This window comes from Variovorax sp. GW822-FHT04E09 (assembly GCF_058800845.1).
Genome location: NZ_JBXAMR010000002.1, coordinates 671,442 through 691,129, shown reverse-complemented (window position 1 = coordinate 691,129; position 19,688 = coordinate 671,442). Strand labels below are relative to the sequence as shown.

The following is a 19,688-nucleotide window of genomic DNA, read 5'->3' as shown; positions in this document are numbered from 1 at the left end:
CCTTAGACGCGGCCCATCGCAAAGCCTTTTGCGATGTAGTGGCGGACAAACCAGATCACGATCGCGCCGGGCACGATGGTGAGCACACCGGCCGCGGCCAGCGTCGCCCAGTCCATGCCCGAGGCGCTCACCGTGCGCGTCATCGTCGCGACGATGGGCTTGGCGTTCACGCTCGTGAGCGTGCGCGCCAGCAGCAGCTCGACCCAGCTGAACATGAAGCAGAAGAACGCCGCCACGCCCACGCCGGCCTTGATGAGCGGCAGGAAGATGGTGAGGAAGAAGCGCGGGAACGAGTAGCCGTCGATGTACGCCGTCTCGTCGATCTCGCGCGGAATGCCGCTCATGAAGCCTTCGAGAATCCACACCGCCAGCGGCACGTTGAACAGCAGGTGCGCCAGCGCCACGCCCAGGTGCGTGTCCATGAGGCCGACGGTGCTGTACAGCTGGAAGAACGGCAGCAAAAACACCGCGGGCGGCGTCATGCGGTTGGTCAGCAGCCAGAAGAACACGTGCTTGTCGCCCAGGAACGAATAGCGCGAGAACGCATAGGCCGCCGGCAGCGCCACGGTGAGCGAGATCACCGTGTTGATCGCCACGTAGATCAGGCTGTTGATGTAGCCCGAGTACCACGACTCGTCGGTGAAGATGCGCGCGTAGTTGGCCCAGGTGAGCTGCTGCGGGAAGAACGAGAAGCTCGACAGGATCTCCTCGTTCGTCTTGAAACTCATGTTGACCATCCAGTAGATGGGCAACAGCGCGAACAGGATGTACAGCACCAAGAAGATGCTGCGCTTGTGGAAGCGTTTTTCGTTCATTGTTCTTTCTCCACTTCTTGCGTTCCGACCCGCTGCATCCAGTTGTAGAGCACGAAGCAGAACAACAAAATGATCAGGAAATAGATCAGCGAGAACGCCGCCGCCGGTCCGAGGTCGAACTGCCCCACGGCCTTCTGCGTGAGGTACTGGCTCAGGAAGGTGGTCGCGTTGCCCGGCCCGCCGCCCGTCAGCACGAAGGGCTCGGTGTAGATCATGAAACTGTCCATGAAGCGCAGCAGCACCGCGATCATCAGCACGCCGCGCATCTTGGGCAGCTGGATGTAGCGGAACACCGCGAACTTGCTGGCGCCGTCGATGCGCGCGGCCTGGTAGTACGCATCGGGAATCGAGCGCAGGCCCGCATAGCAGAGCAAGGCCACCAGCGGTGTCCAGTGCCACACGTCCATCACCAGCACCGTGAGCCACGCGTCGGTCGCGCTGCCCGTGTAGTTGTATTCGATGCCCATGACCTGCAGCGCGTGGCCCAGGAGGCCGATGTCGGCGCGGCCGTAGATCTGCCAGATGGTGCCCACCACGTTCCATGGAATGAGCAGCGACAACGCCACCACCACCAGCACCGCCGACGACTTCCAGCCCGTGGCCGGCATCGACAGCGCGAGCGCGATGCCCAGCGGAATCTCCACCAGCAGCACCGACAGCGAGAAGCCCAGCTGGCGCCACAGCGCCTGGTGCAGCTCGTCGTCGCGCATCACGGCGGCGAACCATTCGGTGCCGACGAACACGCGCCGGTCGGGCGAGATGATGTCCTGCACCGAGTAGTTGACCACCGTCATCAGCGGCACGATGGCCGAGAAGGCCACGCAGATCAGCACGGGCAGCACGAGCCACCACGCCTTCTGGTTGATCGGCTTGTTCGTCGGGTTCATGCGACCAGTTCCTCGTCCTTGTAATAGCAGGTGTGGGTGTCGAGCACCCGCAGCCACACCGTGTCGCCCACCGCCGGCGGCTGTTCGTCCGAATGCATGCGCACCTTGACCACGCCGCCGTCGACCTCGGCGCTGAGCATCGCGTGCGTGCCGACGTCCTGCACCTGCTTCACCACCGCCGGCACGGCGCCGGCGGCGCCCGCGTTCGACAGGCGCAGGTACTCGGGCCGGATGCCGATCTTGAGCGCGCCGGGCGGCAGCTCGCGCGTGGGCACCAGCGGCGTGCCCGCCACTTCAAGCGCACCGTTGGCGCTGTGGGCCGACAAGAAGTTCATGCCCGGCGAGCCGATGAAATGGCCGACGAAGGTATGGGCCGGCCGCTCGAACAGTGCCTCGGCGCTGCCCACCTGCACGGCCTTGCCGCGCGTCATGACCACCACCTCTTCGGCGAAGGTGAGCGCCTCGACCTGGTCGTGCGTCACGTAGATCAGCGTGAGCTTGAGCTCGCGGTGGATCTGCTTGAGCTTGCGGCGCAGCTGCCACTTCAGGTGCGGGTCGATCACGGTGAGCGGTTCGTCGAACAGCACCGCCGACACGTCGCTGCGCACCAGGCCGCGGCCCAGCGAGATCTTCTGCTTGGCGTCGGCCGCGAGGCCCGCCGCGCGCTGGTTGAGCTGGCCGCTCATGTCGAGCATTTCGGCGATCTCGCCGACGCGCTTCTTGATCTGGTCTTCGGGCACCTTGCGGTTGCGCAGCGGGAACGCCAGGTTCTCGGCCACGGTCATGGTGTCGTAGATCACCGGGAACTGGAACACCTGCGCGATGTTGCGTTCCTGCGGCGTGGCGCGCGTCATGTCGCGGCCGTCGAAGCTCACGCTGCCCTGCGAAGGCACGAGCAGGCCCGAGATGATGTTGAGCATGGTCGTCTTGCCGCAGCCCGAGGGGCCGAGCAAGGCATACGCGCCGCCGTCGCGAAAGCTCATCTTCAGCGGGAGCAGCGCGTAGTCGCTGTCCTGCGTGGGGTTGGCGCGGTAGGCGTGGGCCAGGTCGAGATCGATGCGTGCCATGACTAGCTTCCTTTGCGCCATGCCGGCGCGAGCGCCAGCTTTTCGCTGGCATCGAACACATAGGCTTGCGATGCGCTGAAGTACAGCGTGATCGAAGCGCCCAGCTCGAAGCGGTGCACACCGGTGAGCTGCGCCACCAGTTCGCCCACCGCCGTGTCGACGTGCACGAAGGTGTCGGAGCCCGAAATCTCGGCCAGCTCCACCTTGCCGGGCAAGGCGATGTCGCCCTCCCCCGCGTTCACGTTCAAGGCGCTCGCGCGCAGGCCGACCGTGACCGCGCCCGACACGCTTTCCGGCAGGGCCAGCGTCAGCGCGGGCCCGCCCGCGAGTTGCACGCGGCCGGCCGCAGCCGTGCCCGCCAGCAGGTTCATCGGCGGATCGCTGAAGGCGCGCGCCACGCGCAGCGACTGCGGCGCGTGGAACACCTCGGCGGTCGGGCCGTACTGCAGCAGCTCGCCGGCGTCCATCACGGCCGTGTAACCGCCCAGCAGCAGCGCTTCGCCGGGCTCGGTGGTGGCGTAGATCACGGTCGAGTCGCCGGTGGCGAAGAGCTGCGTGAGTTCTTCGCGCAGGCCTTCGCGCAGCTTGTAGTCCAGGTTGACCAGCGGCTCGTCGAGCAGCATCAGCGGTGCGTTCTTGGCGAGCGCGCGCGCCAGCGCCACGCGCTGCTGCTGGCCGCCCGACAGCTCCTGCGGGTAGCGGTCGAGGAACATGCCGATGTGCAGCTTGTCGGCCAGCGCCTTCACCCGCGCGTCGATGTTCGACTCGCCGCGCAGCTTCAGCGGCGAGGCGATGTTGTCGGCCACCTTGAGCGAGGGGTAGTTGATGAACTGCTGGTAGACCATCGCGACGTTGCGCTCGCGCACCGGCGTGCCGGTGACGTCCTTGCCGTCCACCAGCACACGCCCGGTGCTGGGCGTGTCGAGCCCGGCCATGAGGCGCATCAGGCTGGTCTTGCCGGCCTGCGTGGCGCCGAGCAGCACGGTCACCGCGCCGCTTTTCGGCGCAATGCTCTGCTCGTAGAGCCAGGTTTGCGCGCCGACCTTCTTGGTGACGCGCTCCAGAGTCAGCTGCATCAGCTCACCTCCACTTCCACGGTGTCGTTGTTGTTCTTTGCGTTGGCCTGCAGCCAGATCGCCACCTGCTCGCGCTCGGCGGGCGTGTAGTGCAGGCCGAGCTTGGTGCGGCGCCAGAGCACGTCGTCCGAGCTCACGGCCCATTCGCGCGCCTGCAGGAAGCGCAGCTCGCGCTCGTACAGGCCGGGCGCCACCTCGGCGCCCATGTCGGCCAGCGACTGCGCCTCGCCGACCAGTTCGGCCACGCGCGCGCCGTAGCCGCGCGCCAGCCGCAGCGCGACCTGGGCATCGAGCCAGGGGTACTTGGCCTGCACGGCGGCCACGAAGCGGGCGAAGTCGTCGTCGGGGCGCTTGGGCGCGCCGATCCAGGCCGACAGGTCGCCGCCGGCCAGGAAGGCGCCGTCGGTCCAGGCCGGGCGCTGGGCATTCGACTGGCCGAGCATCTTGCCGACCTCGTCGGCCGCGTCCTCGGCCAGCTTGCGGAAGGTCGTGATCTTGCCGCCCCACACCGACAGCAGCGGCGCGGCGGTGGTGTTCGACTCGAGCAGGTAGTCGCGCGTGACGGCCGAGGGGTCGCCCGAGGCGTCGTCCAGCAGCGGGCGCACGCCCGAGTAGGTCCAGACCACGTCGGCCGGCACGATGGCCTTGTCGAAGTAGCGGCTGGCCTGGGTGCACAGGTAGTCGATTTCTTCCTGCGCGATGCGCGCGGCGCCGGGGTCGTCGCCGCTGATCTCGATGTCGGTGGTGCCGATCAGCGTGAACGCGCCCTGGTAGGGGATGGCGAAGATGATCCGCTTGTCGGGGTTCTGGAAGATGTAGGCGTGGTCGTGGTCGAACAGGCGCGGCACGATGATGTGGCTGCCCTTCACGAGCCGCAGGCTCTTGGTGGCCAGCGCCTCGCCGCGCGCCGACTGGGCCACGCCGCGCAGGAAGGATTCGGCCCAGGGGCCGGCCGCGTTCACCACGGCGCGCGCGCGCACGGTGCGGTGCGCGCCATCGGGGCCTTCGAGCGTGGCGACCCAGCCGTCGGCGCCGCGTTGCGCATGGATGCAGCGCGTGCGCGTGAGCACTTCGGCGCCCTTCGAGCGCGCATCGATGGCGTTGAGCACCACCAGCCGCGCGTCGTCGACCCAGCCGTCGGAGTACACGAAACCGCGCTTGTACTGCGCCTTGAGCGGCGTGCCGGCCGGGTGCTGGCGCAGGTCGATGCCGCGCGACGGCGGCAGCACCTCGCGCCTGGCGAGGTGGTCGTACATGAACAGGCCGATGCGGATCATCCAGGCCGGGCGCATCGAGGGGTCGTGCGGCATCACGAAGCGCAGCGGCCACATGATGTGCGGCGCGCTCTTGAGCAGCACCTCGCGCTCCTGCAGCGCCTTGCGCACCAGCGAGAACTCGTAGTACTCGAGGTAGCGCAGCCCGCCGTGGATCAGCTTGGTGGAAGAAGACGACGTGTGCGAGGCCAGGTCGTCCTTCTCGCACAGGACCACGCGCCAGCCCCGGCCGGCGAGGTCGCGCGCAATGCCGCAGCCGTTGATGCCACCGCCGACGATCAGCACATCGCAATCGGTGGCGGGCTCGGCCGCTGGAGAGGAGAAATCGGTCACAGGCTGGAGGTCCGTAGGTTCGTGACTTTTGTCAGCAAAGGCCGAGATTGTATTTTCGCGTTTTTTCATTTGGATTCCTTTTGGCGCGATTTTCCTCCGAGTTTTCCCTTACTCGGCTTCGTTTTCTTTCGTTTTAAAGTGACGCGGCCTGTACCCTCGACCCCAGTCTTTCCGCTTTCCACGACGCCTCTGTGAACTCCAACCCGCGCCAGATCAACCTCCTCGACACCGTGCGCGCGCGCGGTTCGGTCACCGTCGAACAGCTCGCCGACATGCTGGGCGTCACGCTGCAGACCGTGCGGCGCGATGTGCAGCGGCTGGCCGACGCAGGCTTGCTCACGCGCTTCCACGGCGGCGTGCGCGTGCCCAGCTCGACCACCGAGAACATCGGCTACCAGCAGCGCGAAACGCTCAATGCCGACGGCAAGGCGCGCATTGCGCGCCGCGTGGCCGAGCTGGTGCCCAACGACTGTTCGCTGATCCTGAACATCGGCACCACCACCGAGGCCATCGCCAAGGCGCTGATGCGCCACACGGGCCTGCGCGTGATCACCAACAACCTGAACGTGGCGACCATCCTGAGCGGCAACACCGCCTGCGAAGTGATCGTGGCCGGCGGCTCGGTGCGCCCGCGCGACCGCGCCGTGGTGGGCGAGGCCACCATCGACTTCATCCGCCAGTTCAAGGTCGACATCGCGCTCATCGGCGTGTCGAGCATCGAGGCCGACGGCTCGCTGCGCGACTTCGACCTGCGCGAGGTGAAGGTCGCGCAGACCATCATTGCCCAGGCGCGCGAGGTGTGGCTGGCGGCCGACGCGAGCAAGTTCAACCGGCCGGCCATGATCCAGCTGGGCACGCTCTCGCAGATCGACCGCCTGTTCACCGACGCCGCGCCGCCGCCGCCCTTCCCCGACCTGCTGCATGCCGCGCAGGTGCGCCTCGAGATCGCGCGCGACAACTGAACCCCATCAGACTCATCGAATGACCACCTACCTGCTTGCCCTGGACCAGGGCACCTCCAGCTCGCGCAGCATCGTGTTCGACCGCGAAGGCCGCATCGTCGCCATCGCGCAGAAAGAGCTCACGCAGATCTACCCGCAGCCGGGCTGGGTCGAGCACGACCCGATGGAAATCTGGCGCAGCCAGCTGGCCACCGCGCGCGAGGTGCTGGCCAAGGCGAAGCTGCAGCCCGCCGACATCCACGCCATCGGCATCACCAACCAGCGCGAGACCACCGTGCTGTGGAACCGCGCCACCGGCCAGCCGGTGCACCACGCCATCGTCTGGCAGGACCGCCGCGCCGAGCCGCTGTGCGCGCAGCTGCGCGAGCAGGGCCTGAGCGACACCATCCGCGAGAAGACCGGCCTGGTGATCGACGCGTATTTCTCGGGCACCAAGCTGCGCTGGCTGCTCGACAACGTGCCCGGCGCGCGCGCCCAGGCCGAACGCGGCGAACTCGCCTTCGGCACGGTCGACAGCTGGCTCATGTGGCAGCTCACCGGCGGCAAGGTGCACGTGACCGACGTGAGCAACGCCTCGCGCACGATGCTTTTCAACGTGCACACGAACGACTGGGACGCCGACCTGCTGAAGGCACTCGACATCCCCGCCGCGCTGATGCCGAAGGTGCAGCCGTCCAGCTCGCACTTTGCCGACACCGACGCCGCGCTGCTGGGCCACGCGCTGCCCATCGGCGGCGTGGCCGGCGACCAGCAGAGCGCCCTCTTCGGCCAGGCCTGCTTCGAGGCCGGCATGGCCAAGAACACCTACGGCACCGGCTGCTTCCTGCTGATGCACACGGGCGGCGCGTTCCAGCCCTCGCACAACGGCCTGCTCGTGACCAGCGCCGCGCAGGTCGACGCGACCCCGCAGTACGCGATGGAAGGCAGCGTGTTCGTCGGCGGTGCCGTGGTGCAGTGGCTGCGCGACGGCCTCAAGGCCATCAAGGGCAGCGCCGAGGTGCAGTCGCTCGCCGAGAGCGTGCCCGACGCGGGCGGCGTGATGATGGTGCCGGCCTTCACCGGCCTGGGCGCGCCCTACTGGGACGCGGACGCGCGCGGCACGCTCACCGGGCTCACGCGCGGCACCACGGTCGCGCACATCGCGCGCGCCGCACTGGAAAGCATCGCGTACCAAAGCGCCGCGCTGCTGCAGGCCATGAGCCGCGACGCGGTGGCCGCGGGCGGCAAGCCCGTGGCCGAGTTGCGTGTGGACGGCGGCGCGAGCGTGAACGACCTGCTGATGCAGTTCCAGGCCGACCTGCTGGGCATTCCCGTGGTGCGGCCCGAGGTGGTCGAGACCACCGCGCTGGGCGCGGCCTACCTCGCGGGGCTGTCGACCGGCGTCTACACCGACGCGCGCCAGCTCTCCAAGCTGTGGAAGGTGGAGCGCCGCTTCATGCCGACCATGGGCCGTGCGCAGGCCGAGGAATCGATGGCGCGCTGGGAGCGCGCGGTGCGCCAGGCGACCGCGACCTGAGCGGGCGCGGGCTTACCAGCCCCAGAGGGAGCGCTTCAGCACCCAGCCGGTGGCGCCGCCTTCGTGGCGCACCTTCACCCAGTCGCCGCGGCGCTCGAGGGTGCGCAGCACGTCGCCGTACACGGCCTTCTTCACGACCGGGCTGCGCGCGCCGGGCGCACGGCGCAGCTGCGCGGTCTTTGCCTTCACGACGTGGTGCGGCGTCTTGCTCGTCATCGAACGGAAGACCCAGGCCTTGTCGTTCTCGAAATCGGTGACGCGCAGCCAGTCGCCTTTGCGGCCGATCACGCGCAGCGGATAACCCCGGCTCACCGTCCAGTGCGCCTCGGCGCGCTGGCTGGGGGCGGTGCGCATGTTCAGCGTCTTGACCGCGACACTGACCATCTGCGGCTGCGCGGCAAAGGCGGACGGCAGCACCATCCACGAGAAGAAGAATGCGAGCAGGAGCGCGGGCAGTCGGCGGCTGAATCGGGCCATGGGGCGAGGGTTCCTTTCGAGAAGACACGGGAGGTCCGGCAAATGCCGGTCGAAGCCCCCTCTGGGACGCTGAGCGCCGATAAGTTCCGCGGGGATATCCCTGAGCCGCACTCCAAAGACCCCGCGAGGGTCGGGACACTGGCCGTGTCGCGGCAGGGTGCGGGGCAGAATTCGGCCGCCCTCGACTCCCCCGCGCCGCGCTTGACACATCCCGCCATCGACGCCCCGCGTCCTCCCTCCAGCGCCCTGCTGGCCTGCGGCGTGGTCGGCGCGACGCTGCTGGCGCTGATCGCCCTGGGCCACGACGGCCGCCGCATCGCCCAGCTCGCGGTGCTCGCCGCGCCGCCCGTGCTCTGGCTGCTGTGGCCGCTGCACAGCGCACGCCTGCGGCGCTGGCGCACGGCGCTCGTGTGGCTCTGGGTCATGGGCTTCGGCCTGGACGCCGTGGTCCGCGCCTACCTGCTCGACACCTACCAGGCCGCGCCCGACAGCGCCATGGTGCTGGGCGCCGCGGCCAACACCAACGCGCGGGAAAGCGCCGAGTACCTGCGCATGCACTGGCGCTCCGCCGTCGTCTGGTCGGCCGCGCTCGTGGCGGCGGGCGTGGTGGCGGGCCTGTTCGCGCGACGCGGTGCCACGGCGCCACGTGCGCGTCGGCCGTTCTGGGTGCGCTCGCTGCTGCTGCTCATCCTGCTGGCCGCCTGCGTCGCCTACGTGAGCAAACCCTGGCGCCGGCTGCACCCGGTCGTCTTCTGGACCCAGTGGTCGCAATCGCTGCACGACCAGCGCACCGCCTGGGCCGACCAGGAAAAGACCCGCGATGCGCAGATGGCCCAGGCCCGGCAGATCGCACCGGTGATCACGCGCGAGGGACCGTCCACCGTCGTGCTGGTGATCACCGACAGCATCAACCGCGACAACATGGGCCTGTACGGTTACGGCCGCCCGACCACGCCGCGCCTGCAGGCGCACAAGGCGCAGGAAGGCGATCGCATGGCCGTGCTGCGCAACGCCTGGTCGGTCGACGCGAGCACCCTGCCCGCGCTGCGCAACATGTTCCATTTCGGCGAGCCCGCGAACGGAAACGACGGGAACCGCGGGAACGGCGACAGCCCGCCCCACCTGCTGGCCCTGGCGCGCGCCGCCGGCTACAAGGTCTGGTGGATCAGCAACCACGACGACCTGGCCATCGAGCAGCAGCACGCGCGCTACGCCGACGTGGTCGACATGGTGAACCGCACGCCGGGCCGCGCCAGCGCCTCGCTCGACGGCGAGATCCTCGACTGCGTGCAGGAGGCCTTTGCCGACACCAGCACCGAGCGCAAGCTCATCGTGGTCCACCTGATGGGCGCGCACCCGCACTACAGCCTGCGCTTTCCCGAGAACGCCAATCCCTTCGACGACAGCGTCGACGCGGTCGAGAACGGCCTCGTGAAGGACGGCCGCTCAGCCTGGGTGCGCCACTTCCGCCAGGAGTACGACGCCGCCCTGCTGTACCACGACTTCGTGGTGTCGGAACTGCTGCAGCAGACCCGCAGCACCGGCAAGCCGGAGGACTACCGCGCCTGGATGTACCTGTCGGACCACGGCCAGGAAGTCGGCCACGGCAGCGACCGTGCAGGCCACAGCCCCGCGACCGCCTCGGGCTACCGCATCCCGGCCGTCGTCTGGCGCAACCGCGAGCCACTGCCCACCGGCGCCGCCACGCAGCAGCCCTTTCGCGCGGACTGGGCCGGCTGGAGCCTGATGGACCTGCTGGGCATCCGCTGGAGCGGGCAGAAGCCCGAACGCAATGTGCTGGGCGATGCCTACCGGTGGCAGGCGCCGGAGATTCCGGTGACTGTCGAGTCGTTCTCGAAGTAGAAGTAGCTGAAGGTCAGCGATCGGCCACCGGCCGCACGGCGTGGGTGGCCTCGGCCGCCTCGTTCTGGCCGATCCATGCGTTGCTGAAGTCCACGGCATAGAAGTGCTGCGTGGCCTCGCTGCCCGAGCCCGACCAGAACTTGCGCAGCGGCGTATCGGGAAAGCGCGCACCGTCGATGGTGGGAACGGAGGTTTCGCGGGCGCACCACCGGGGCACGGTGACGGGCTCCCGTTCGGGGCTCAATTCGAGCGTGAAGGTCTCGTCGACCAGGCCATGGTCACAACGCCGCAGCGCCGCCAGCTCCACGATGGTCGGCAGCCGCCATTGCGAGATGCCTTCATGGCCCTTCGCGTTGAGTGCCTGCACGCGCTCCTGCGCGTCCATCAGGCTCAGGGCTTCGGCCTCGCCGACGCAACGACCGCCCTGCCAGGTCTGCCCCAGCGCGCAGCGCAGCCAGCGCGATCCCGTGGCGGCATCGAGCACGACGGCCGTCGATGCCTGCGCGGAGGCTTGTTCTTTCGGTGAGGCGGCCTGGTCGCAGCCGGCGAGCAACGCGACAGCCGCCAAGGCGGCGGCCTTCCACTTGCCATCACGGGCAAGCATTGATTTCTTCATGAGAACTCCCTGCGGTCAGCAACTTGGATCGAGATCGAACTCGAATGCTACCGCCGGGTGCGCGAGGTCCCGGGGCCTGCACGGGCCCGCAGGACGTCGATTCAATGCGCCGTCAGTGCGCCGGCACCAGGAAGTCCTGGCTGATGCGCCCGCCCAGCTCGTTCACCCGGTCGAGGAACTGCGTGAGGTAGGCGTGCAGGCCCGTCGCCAGGATCTCGTCGACGCGCGCGTACTGCAGGTCGGCCAGCAGCTTGCCGGCGCGGCGTTGGGTTTCGGCGCTCTGCTCGTTCTGCACCTTCGCGAGGTTGTTGACCACCTCGACCAGGCTGGCGTGCAGCGAGCGCGGCATGTCGGCGCGAAGAATGAGCAGCTCGGCCACGCGCTCGGGCTTGATCACGTCGCGATACACCTTGCGGTAGACCTCGAAGGCCGAGACGCTGCGCAGGATCGCGCTCCAGTGATAGAAGTCGTACTCCTGGTCTTCCTCGGTGGCGGCGCCGAAGAACTCGCTGTTGAGCGCGTGGAACTTCACGTCGACCAGGCGCGCCGTGTTGTCGGCACGCTCCAAAAAGGTGCCCAGGCGCGAGAAGTAGAACGCCTCATCCTGGAGCATGGTGCCCAGCGTGACGCCGCGCGACAGGTGCGAGCGGAACTTGACCCACTCGAAGAACTGGCCCGGGTCGCGCTCGAAATCGCCGGCGCGCAGCATGCGGTTCACTTCGAGCCAGGTGGTGTTCTGCGTTTCCCAGGCTTCGGTGGTGAGCGCGCCGCGCACGGCACGCGCGTTCTCGCGCGCCGCCTTCAGGCAGGAGACGATCGACGACGGATTGCTCTCGTCCTTGACCATGAACTCCATGACTTCGTTGGGCGTGATCTGGTCGTACTTCTTGCTGTACCAGGGCAGCAATTCGCTGATCGAGAGCACGCCCTGCCAGCCGTACTTGGCAACCTCGGCCGACTGCGGCAGCAGCGAGGTCTGGTAGTTGACGTCGAGCATGCGCGCCGTGTTCTCGGCACGCTCGGTGTAGCGCGACATCCAGTAGAGGTGGTCTGCGGTGCGGGACAGCATCGTGGGTGCTCCTACTGCGATTGGCTTTGCGACTGCGTGGCCGCCTTCGGCTTGGCCGTGCGGTCCGCTTCGAGAATCCAGGTGTCCTTGGTGCCGCCGCCCTGCGACGAGTTGACCACCAGCGACCCCTCCTTGAGCGCCACGCGCGTGAGGCCGCCGGGCACCATCTGCACCTCGCTGCCCGAAAGCACGAAGGGGCGCAGGTCGATGTGGCGCGGCGCAATGCCGGCGTCGACGAAGGTCGGCGAGGTCGACAGGCTCAGCGTGGGCTGGGCGATGTAGCCGTCGGGCTTGGCGATGACGGCCTTCTTGAAGTCTTCGATTTCGGCCTGCGTGGCGGCCGGGCCGATGAGCATGCCATAGCCGCCGGCGCCGTGCACCTCCTTGACGACCAGGTCCTTCATGTTGTCGAGCGTGTACTGCAGCTCGTCCTTGTTGCGGCACATGTAGGTGGGCACGTTCTTCAGGATCGGCTTCTCGCCGAGGTAGAACTCGACCATCTTCGGCACGTAGGGGTAGATCGACTTGTCGTCGGCCACGCCGGTGCCCACGGCATTGCAGATCACGACGTTGCCCTGGCGGTAGGCGCGCATGAGGCCCGCGCAGCCGAGGGTGGAGGTCGGGCGGAACACCTCGGGGTCGAGGAAGTCGTCGTCGACGCGGCGATAGATCACGTCGACCCGCACCGGGCCGCGCGTGGTGCGCATGTAGACGAAGTCGTCCTTGACGAACAGGTCTTGCCCCTCGACCAGCTCCACGCCCATCTGCTGGGCCAGGAAGGCGTGCTCGAAGTAGGCGCTGTTGTACATGCCGGGCGTGAGCACCACCACCGTGGGCTCGGCCGTGGCCGGCGGCGCGCTGGCGCGCAGGGTTTCGAGCAGCAGGTCGGGGTAGTGAGCGACCGGCGCGATGCGGTTCTGGTTGAAGAGCTCCGGGAAGAGCCGCATCATCATCTTGCGGTTCTCGAGCATGTAGCTCACGCCGCTGGGCACGCGCAGGTTGTCTTCGAGCACGTAGTACTCGCCGTTGCCCTGGGCATCGGGGGCGCGCACGATGTCGATGCCCGAGATGTTCGAGTAGACGTTGTGCGGCACGTTCACGCCCATCATCTCGGGACGGAACTGGGCGTTGTTCAGGATCTGCTCGGCCGGGATGATGCCGGCCTTGATGATTTCCTGGTCGTGGTAGACGTCGTACAGGAAGCGGTTGAGCGCCGTGACACGTTGCACCAGACCCTTTTCCATGCTCTCCCACTCGTGGGAGGGAATGATCCGGGGCAGCAGGTCGAACGGGATCAGCCGCTCGGTGCCGGAGCCGTCCTCGTCCTTGGCGCCGTACACCGCGAAGGTGATGCCGACCCGGCGGAAAATCATTTCCGCCTCTTCACGCCGCGATCGCATCACCTCACCGGGTTGCTTCGCAAGCCATTGGTCGTAGCGCTTGTAGTGCTGTCGGATTGCAGCGCCCGCATAGGGGAGCTGCTCATACATCTCGTCGAATTTGTGCATGGAACGACCAATCTCCTTGAGCCATAGCTTAGCAAGTTCGAGGCCAGTAGAAGCCCTAGGTTTGGGCTCGATGCGAGGGCATTTCGCGTTTCGGACCTTCATGGCATGCGGTGGCGCCAGTAGCGCAGGTCGTGCGCGCGTTCACACTTCAGCTCGGCCGGCCGTGGGCTTGCCCAATGGGCGGCGCCGCAGCGCGGGCTGTCGATCACCCGCACGCCGCGTTCGACATAGCGCGCCACCACCTCGGGCGCGGGGTGGCCGAAGCGGCTGCGGTAGCCGGCCTGCACGAGCGCGATGCGCGGGCGCACGGCGTCCAGGAAAACCTCGCTCGACGAGGTCTTGCTCCCGTGGTGTGGCACCAGCAACACGTCGGCCGACAGCCCGGGCGTGCGCGACACCAGCGCGGCCTCCTGCAGTCGCTCGATGTCGCCGGCCAGCAGCACCGTGGCGCGGCCGTTGCCGATGCGCAGCACGCACGACACGGCGTTGGGTCGCGTGAAGCCGAGGTAGTCGCTGTCGAAGGGAAACAGCACCTCGAAGTCAACGCCGTCCCAGGTCCAGCGCTGCCCGGCCTCGCAGCGGCGCGCGGGGCGCAGCGCCTGCAGCGGATGCCCGGCCTCGATGGAACTCAGCAGCGCCGCCTGCGGCTGCATGGCGAGCACGGCGGGGGCGCCGCCGGTGTGGTCGATGTCGCGGTGGCTCAGCAGGAGCATGTCAAGCCGTTCGCCGCGTGCGCGCAGCAGCGGCACGAGCACGCGGTGGCCCGCGTCGCTGTCGAGCCCGTAGCGCGGGCCGGCGTCGTACAGCAGGCTGTGCGTGGCGGTGCGCACGAGCACCGCGTTGCCCTGCCCGATGTCGGCGGCGAGCAGGTCGAACTCGCCCACCGCAGGTCGCGCTGGCTGCCACAGCAGCACCGGCAACAGCAGCGGCAGGCCGAGCGCGCGCATCGACCACGGCAGGCGCATCGCCAATAGCACGCCGCCTGCCACGCCGCTTGCGGCCAGCCACGGAGGCGGCGCAGCCATCGACAGCGTGGCGAACGGCAGCCCGGCGAGTGCCTGCAGCAGCAGCGCGAACAGCTTCACCGCCCCTGCGGCCACGTCCCACAGCGGCGGCACCGCCACGCCGAGCATCGCCAGCGGCGTGATCACCAGCGTCACCCACGGGATCGCGAGCGCGTTGGCCACCAGCCCGACCGCCGACACCTGCTGGAACAGCAGCAGGCTCAGCGGCGTGAGCGCCAGCGTGATCGTCCATTGCTCGCGAAAGAAGCGGCCCAGGCGCGTGAGCGCCCCCACCCGCCCCTCGCCCGGCACCGCCGTGGCGGAGGCGAACAGCACCGCCACGGCGACGAAGCTGAGCCAGAAGCCGGCCTGCATCAGCGCCCATGGATCGGCGGCCACCACGACCGCCGCCGTCAGCAGCCAGACGTGCGGCCACGGCCAGCGCCGACCGGTCAGCCGCAGCAGCGCCACGGCCGCGAGCATCCAGACCGTGCGCTGCGAGGGCACGCCCCATCCGCTGAAGAGCGCATAGAGCGCGGCCAGCAGCACGCCGCCGGCGAGCGCGGCCTGTTGCGCAGGCAGCCGCAGCATGAGCCGGCTGCTGCGCCGCCAGAGCGCGCCCACCACATGCGCAGCGAACCACGCGAACAAAGTGATGTGCAGGCCCGAGATCGACATCAGGTGGGCGACGCCGGTGGCGCGGAACACGTCCCAGTCGGCACGGTCGATGGCGCCCTGGTCGCCGGTGACGAGCGCGGCGATCACGCCGGCCTGCCGCCGGTCGTCCACGCGGGCGAAGACCGCATCGCGCACGGCTTCGCGCGCCCGCTCGATCGGGTGCCGCCAAGTGGTGCCCATCAGTTGCGGCGCGGGGTCGCGCACTCCGGCCCGCACATGGCCTTGCGCATGCACGCCCTGCTCCCACGCCCACAGCTCGCTGTCGAAGCCGTGCGGGTTGAGGTTGCCGTGCGGCGCGCGCAGGCGCACGATCAGTTGCCAGCGCTGGCCGGCATGCACCTCGCCCACGGTGCGCGCGACGGACGCACGTCGCTCGGCGGACTGCTCCCATACGCCGCTGTGTTCGCCGTACCAGGCGAGCGCGATGCGCGAAGGCACCTTCGGCGGCGCATCGCCGCGCGAGGCCTCGGCCCATTGCGCCGCCTCCACGTCGAAACGGAAGCGCGTTCCGATCTCGCTGTGCTGAGGCATCTGCGAGACCACGCCCGTGAGCCGCAGGTCGCGTCCTTCGAGCTGCGGCTCCAGCGCCCCTTGCGCGTAAGCCGTGGCGCGCCATCCGGCCAGGCCCGCGCCGGCCATCGCGCCGCAGGTCAGCGACAGCACGAGCACCGCCCACCGAAGCCCACGCCACCGCCACCGCCACAACAGCCATCCGCCGCCGAGCCCCACGAGCAGCAACGCGACGTAAACACCCGCCGCCCACAGCAGCGGCTGGCGCAGCTGCACCGCCGCGCCGAGCAGCGTGCCGCCCAGCGCAACGAAGGCCCCCGCCCCACCCGCGACAGCGTCGGACGCACGCCGCGACTGCCCTCCCCACACCCCGGAATCCATGATGCAAACCCTCCCCCAACCCACGCTCGATGGCGCGTTAATTGCTTGGCAACTGGGCTAGTATGCGTCTCACCAGAGACATCTTTTCGATGCAACCTCGCTGCACTGCACGCCCCTACGCATGTCCATCCACGCCGCACTCCACCACGTCACCCACTACACATACGACCGCCTGGTGCAGTTGGGCCCGCAAGTCGTGCGACTGCGCCCCGCGCCCCATTGCCGAAGCAATGTGATCTCGTACTCGCTGCGGGTCGAGCCGGCCGAGCACTTCGTCAACTGGATGCAGGACCCGTTCGCCAACTACCAGGCGCGGCTCGTGTTCCCCGAGAAGACGCGCGAGTTCAAGGTCACGGTCGACCTCGTGGTCGAGATGGCGGTCTACAACCCCTTCGACTTCTTCCTGGAGCCGCAGGCCGAGAACTTCCCCTTCAAGTACACGGCCTCGCAGGCCGAAGAGCTGGCGCCCTACCTCGTCACCGAGAAGCCCACGCCGCTGCTGCAGGCCTACCTCGACAAGATCGAGCGCAAGGAACAGCGCACCATCGACTTCCTGGTCGGCATCAACCAGCAGGTGCAGAAGGACGTCAGCTACCTCATCCGCATGGAGCCCGGCGTGCAGACGCCGGAAGAAACGCTGAGCAACGGCAGTGGCTCGTGCCGCGACTCGGGCTGGCTGCTGGTGCAGCTGCTGCGCCATTGCGGCCTGGCCGCGCGCTTCGTGTCGGGCTACCTGATCCAGCTCACGCCCGACGTGAAGGCGCTCGATGGCCCCAGCGGCACCACGGTCGACTTCACCGACCTGCACGCCTGGTGCGAGGTGTTCCTGCCGGGCGCCGGCTGGATCGGCCTGGATGCCACCTCGGGCCTGCTGGCCGGCGAAGGCCACATCCCGCTGGCCTGCACGCCCACGCCGTCGAGCGCCGCGCCCATCGAAGGCGGCGTCGACGAGTCCGAGGTCGAGTTCAGCCACGAGATGAAGGTCACGCGCATCTACGAATCGCCGCGCGTCACCAAGCCCTACACCGAAGAACAATGGGCCGAGGTGCTCGCACTCGGCGACGCGGTCGATGCGCGCCTCGTCGCCGGCGACGTGCGCCTCACGATGGGCGGCGAGCCCACCTACGTCGCCACCAGCGACCGCGACGCGCCCGAATGGAACACCGACGCGCTCGGCCCCACCAAGCGCGGCTACGCCACCGAGCTCGTGCACAAGCTGCGCGCCGAGTACGGCCAGGGCGGCTTCCTGCATTTCGGCCAGGGCAAGTGGTACCCGGGCGAGCAGCTGCCGCGCTGGGCGCTGTCGATCTTCTGGCGCGCCGACGGCCAGACGCTGTGGCACGACCCCGAGCTGTTCGCCGACGAGCGCTTTCCCACGCACTACACGAGCGAGGACGCGCGCCGCTTCACCACCGTGCTGGCGCACAAGCTGGGCCTCACCGAGCGCTACATCCAGCCCGGCTACGAGGACACCTACTACTACCTGTGGCGCGAACGCCGCCTGCCGGTGAACGTCGACCCCTTCGACTCCAAGCTCGACGACGAACTCGAACGCGTGCGCCTGCGCCGCGTGTTCACGCAGAAGCTCGACGCGGTGATCGGCTACATGCTGCCCATCGAACCCGGCAACGCCAACAGCGACACGCCCGCGCTCGCCGGCCCCGGCTGGAAGACCGGCCCCTGGTTCCTGCGCGACGACCGCCTGTTCCTGATCCCGGGCGATTCGCCCATGGGCTACCGCCTGCCGCTCGACTCGCAGCCGTGGGCCAGCAAGGGCGACTACCCGTATCTCATCGAGCGCGACCCGACCGCGCCGCGCGCCGCGTTGCCCAGCGCGTCCGACTACCGCGCGCGCTATGCCACCGCCACCCCGGTGGCCGGCGCCGACCTGGGCGAGGTGCCCTACACCTTCGGCGCGCCGCCCGTGGTGGCCGCGTCGCTGCGCATGCAAAGCCCCGGCGATGCGGCGAAGGGCGATGCAGCAGCTGCTGCGGATGCCGCCACACCCGCCACGCGCCAGCCGCTGCGCGGCGAATCGGCCCACTGGGTCACGCGCACCGCGCTGTGCGTCGAGGTGCGAGACCCGCGCCGCGCCAACGGCCCCGCGGCCGAGAAGAAAGGCAGCGCCTCGGGCGTGCTCTACGTCTTCATGCCGCCACTGGCGCGCCTGGAGGACTACCTCGACCTCGTCGCCGCCGTCGAAGCCACCGCGCAACAACTGGGCGTGCGCATCGTGATGGAAGGCTATCCGCCGCCGCGCGATCCGCGCCTGAAGATGCTGGCCGTGACGCCCGACCCGGGCGTGATCGAAGTCAACATCCACCCGGCCCACAACTGGAAGGAACTCGTCGACCACACCGAGTTCCTCTACAACGCCGCGTTCGAGACGCGCCTGTCGGCCGAGAAGTTCATGACCGACGGCCGCCACACCGGCACCGGCGGCGGCAACCACTTCGTGATGGGCGGCGCCACGCCGGCCGACAGCCCCTTCCTGCGCCGGCCCGAGCTGCTGGCCAGCCTGCTGCTGTACTGGCACAACCACCCGTCGCTGAGTTACCTGTTCTCAGGCATGTTCATCGGCCCGACCAGCCAGGCGCCGCGCGTGGACGAGGCGCGCAACGACCAGGTCTACGAACTCGAAATCGCGCTGAAAGAAATCGCCAAGAACCGCGAGATCTACGGCCAGAACATGCCCGCGTGGCTGGTCGACCGCACGCTGCGCAACATCCTGATCGACGTGTCGGGCAACACGCACCGCAGCGAGTTCTGCATCGACAAGCTCTACTCGCCCGACTCCAGCACCGGCCGCCTCGGCCTCCTGGAACTGCGCGCCTTCGAGATGCCGCCGCATGCGCGCATGAGCATCGCGCAGCAGCTGCTGATCCGCGCACTGGTCGCCCGCTTCTGGGACGCGCCCTACCAGGCGCCCGTGACCCGCTGGGGCACCGAGCTGCACGACCGCTTCCTGCTGCCGACCTTCGTCAAGATGGACTTCGACGACGTCATCAGCGAGATGCGCCAGGCCGGCTTTGCGTTCGATGCCGACTGGTTCGCGCCGCACTTCGAGTTCCGCTTCCCGCTCGTGGGCCAGATGCAGTCGATGGGCGTGGAGCTGTCGCTGCGCAACGCGCTCGAACCGTGGCACGTGATGGGCGAGGAAGGCTCGGCCGGCGGCACGGTGCGCTATGTCGATTCGTCGCTGGAGCGCATCGAGGTGCGCGTGACCGGCCTGAACGAAAGCCGCCACGTCGTCACCGTCAACGGCAAGGTGCTGCCGCTGCAGCCCACGGGCGTCACCGGCGAGTTCGTGGCCGGCGTGCGCTACAAGGCCTGGAATCCGCCCTCGGCGCTGCACCCCAGCATCCCGGCCCACGCACCGCTGACCTTCGACCTCGTCGACACCTGGATGAAGCGCTCGCTGGGCGGTTGCCAGTACTTCGTCGCCCACCCGGGTGGTCGCAACTACGACACCTTCCCGGTCAACGCCTACGAGGCCGAGAGCCGTCGCCACTCGCGCTTCACGCGCACCGGCCACACGCCGGGCCTGTTGCGCACGCCGCCGGCCACCATCGAGCTGCCGGGCAGCCGGGAGTTTCCGTTCACGCTGGACCTGCGGCGCTGAGGCTCGAGGTGGGCTCTGTTCGCGCGGGGC

Annotated in this window: 14 protein-coding genes; 4 read left to right on the top strand and 10 right to left on the bottom strand. The window is 68.7% G+C overall.

The features are described 5' to 3' along the window. Positions 1 to 2 precede the first annotated feature (2 nt). Genes AC1RL8_RS10635 through glpD form a run of 5 tightly spaced genes read right to left on the bottom strand, consistent with a single transcriptional unit; the run spans position 3 to position 5,521 of the window. Entirely contained in the window at positions 3 to 815 is an 813-nt protein-coding gene (locus AC1RL8_RS10635) for a carbohydrate ABC transporter permease (protein ID WP_007831605.1), read from the bottom strand. Then, a complete protein-coding gene (locus tag AC1RL8_RS10630) occupies positions 812 to 1,702 on the bottom strand; it encodes a carbohydrate ABC transporter permease (protein ID WP_062476737.1) in 891 nt (296 codons plus the stop codon). Before AC1RL8_RS10630 ends, AC1RL8_RS10635 begins: the two co-directional genes overlap by 4 nt. Then, a complete protein-coding gene (locus tag AC1RL8_RS10625; protein WP_319360497.1) occupies positions 1,699 to 2,769 on the bottom strand; it encodes an ABC transporter ATP-binding protein in 1,071 nt (356 codons plus the stop codon). Before AC1RL8_RS10625 ends, AC1RL8_RS10630 begins: the two co-directional genes overlap by 4 nt. 2 nt (positions 2,770 to 2,771) lie before the next feature. Then, on the bottom strand, positions 2,772 to 3,845 hold the full coding sequence (locus AC1RL8_RS10620) for an ABC transporter ATP-binding protein (RefSeq protein WP_492685255.1): 1,074 nt from the start codon (positions 3,843 to 3,845) through the stop codon (positions 2,772 to 2,774). Continuing rightward, positions 3,845 to 5,521 carry a glycerol-3-phosphate dehydrogenase gene (gene glpD, locus AC1RL8_RS10615; protein WP_492685254.1) on the bottom strand — a complete coding sequence of 559 codons (1,677 nt, stop codon included), beginning with the start codon at positions 5,519 to 5,521 and terminating at the stop codon, positions 3,845 to 3,847. Before glpD ends, AC1RL8_RS10620 begins: the two co-directional genes overlap by 1 nt. Positions 5,522 to 5,643: 122 nt before the next feature. Between glpD and AC1RL8_RS10610 the strand changes: the two genes are divergently transcribed. Beyond that, on the top strand, positions 5,644 to 6,414 hold the full coding sequence (locus AC1RL8_RS10610) for a DeoR/GlpR family DNA-binding transcription regulator (RefSeq protein ID WP_062476748.1): 771 nt from the start codon (positions 5,644 to 5,646) through the stop codon (positions 6,412 to 6,414). Positions 6,415 to 6,433: 19 nt separating this feature from the next. Continuing rightward, positions 6,434 to 7,930 (top strand): glycerol kinase GlpK, encoded by a 1,497-nt coding sequence (gene glpK / locus AC1RL8_RS10605; RefSeq protein ID WP_492685253.1) that lies wholly within the window; start codon positions 6,434 to 6,436, stop codon positions 7,928 to 7,930. A 12-nt stretch (positions 7,931 to 7,942) separates the two neighbouring features. Here glpK and AC1RL8_RS10600 read toward each other — a convergent pair whose 3' ends face one another. Continuing rightward, on the bottom strand, positions 7,943 to 8,407 hold the full coding sequence (locus tag AC1RL8_RS10600) for an SH3 domain-containing protein (protein WP_095744792.1): 465 nt from the start codon (positions 8,405 to 8,407) through the stop codon (positions 7,943 to 7,945). A gap of 201 nt (positions 8,408 to 8,608) precedes the next feature. Between AC1RL8_RS10600 and AC1RL8_RS10595 the strand changes: the two genes are divergently transcribed. Continuing rightward, on the top strand, positions 8,609 to 10,270 hold the full coding sequence (locus tag AC1RL8_RS10595; protein WP_492685252.1) for a sulfatase-like hydrolase/transferase: 1,662 nt from the start codon (positions 8,609 to 8,611) through the stop codon (positions 10,268 to 10,270). Positions 10,271 to 10,283: 13 nt separating this feature from the next. Here the strand turns inward: AC1RL8_RS10595 and AC1RL8_RS10590 are convergent, their stop codons facing one another. From AC1RL8_RS10590 to AC1RL8_RS10575, 4 genes are all read right to left on the bottom strand, one after another. Next, on the bottom strand, positions 10,284 to 10,874 hold the full coding sequence (locus tag AC1RL8_RS10590; protein ID WP_492685251.1) for an Lcl C-terminal domain-containing protein: 591 nt from the start codon (positions 10,872 to 10,874) through the stop codon (positions 10,284 to 10,286). Between the two features lie 124 nt (positions 10,875 to 10,998). Next, entirely contained in the window at positions 10,999 to 11,955 is a 957-nt protein-coding gene (locus tag AC1RL8_RS10585) for an alpha-E domain-containing protein (RefSeq protein ID WP_062476763.1), read from the bottom strand. Positions 11,956 to 11,966: 11 nt separating this feature from the next. Further along, a complete protein-coding gene (locus AC1RL8_RS10580) occupies positions 11,967 to 13,463 on the bottom strand; it encodes a circularly permuted type 2 ATP-grasp protein (protein ID WP_062476766.1) in 1,497 nt (498 codons plus the stop codon). A gap of 98 nt (positions 13,464 to 13,561) precedes the next feature. Next, positions 13,562 to 16,036 (bottom strand): DNA internalization-related competence protein ComEC/Rec2, encoded by a 2,475-nt coding sequence (locus AC1RL8_RS10575; protein WP_492685250.1) that lies wholly within the window; start codon positions 16,034 to 16,036, stop codon positions 13,562 to 13,564. Positions 16,037 to 16,157: 121 nt separating this feature from the next. Here AC1RL8_RS10575 and AC1RL8_RS10570 point away from each other — a divergent pair, with 121 nt between their 5' ends. Then, positions 16,158 to 19,658, top strand: coding sequence for a transglutaminase family protein (locus AC1RL8_RS10570; RefSeq protein ID WP_492685249.1), 3,501 nt, complete (start codon positions 16,158 to 16,160; stop codon positions 19,656 to 19,658). Positions 19,659 to 19,688 lie beyond the last annotated feature (30 nt).

Excerpts from the sequence above, each read along its gene's own strand:
- AC1RL8_RS10570 (WP_492685249.1), top strand. The coding sequence starts at position 16,158 with ATGTCCATCCACGCCGCACTCCACCACGTCACCCACTACACATACGAC.
- AC1RL8_RS10600 (WP_095744792.1), bottom strand. The coding sequence starts at position 8,407 with ATGGCCCGATTCAGCCGCCGACTGCCCGCGCTCCTGCTCGCATTCTTC.
- AC1RL8_RS10630 (WP_062476737.1), bottom strand. The coding sequence starts at position 1,702 with ATGAACCCGACGAACAAGCCGATCAACCAGAAGGCGTGGTGGCTCGTG.
- AC1RL8_RS10575 (WP_492685250.1), bottom strand. The coding sequence starts at position 16,036 with ATGGATTCCGGGGTGTGGGGAGGGCAGTCGCGGCGTGCGTCCGACGCT.
- AC1RL8_RS10585 (WP_062476763.1), bottom strand. The coding sequence starts at position 11,955 with ATGCTGTCCCGCACCGCAGACCACCTCTACTGGATGTCGCGCTACACC.
- AC1RL8_RS10635 (WP_007831605.1), bottom strand. The coding sequence starts at position 815 with ATGAACGAAAAACGCTTCCACAAGCGCAGCATCTTCTTGGTGCTGTAC.
- glpD (WP_492685254.1), bottom strand. The coding sequence starts at position 5,521 with ATGAAAAAACGCGAAAATACAATCTCGGCCTTTGCTGACAAAAGTCAC.
- AC1RL8_RS10620 (WP_492685255.1), bottom strand. The coding sequence starts at position 3,845 with ATGCAGCTGACTCTGGAGCGCGTCACCAAGAAGGTCGGCGCGCAAACC.
- glpK (WP_492685253.1), top strand. The coding sequence starts at position 6,434 with ATGACCACCTACCTGCTTGCCCTGGACCAGGGCACCTCCAGCTCGCGC.
- AC1RL8_RS10580 (WP_062476766.1), bottom strand. The coding sequence starts at position 13,463 with ATGCACAAATTCGACGAGATGTATGAGCAGCTCCCCTATGCGGGCGCT.
- AC1RL8_RS10590 (WP_492685251.1), bottom strand. The coding sequence starts at position 10,874 with ATGCTTGCCCGTGATGGCAAGTGGAAGGCCGCCGCCTTGGCGGCTGTC.
- AC1RL8_RS10625 (WP_319360497.1), bottom strand. The coding sequence starts at position 2,769 with ATGGCACGCATCGATCTCGACCTGGCCCACGCCTACCGCGCCAACCCC.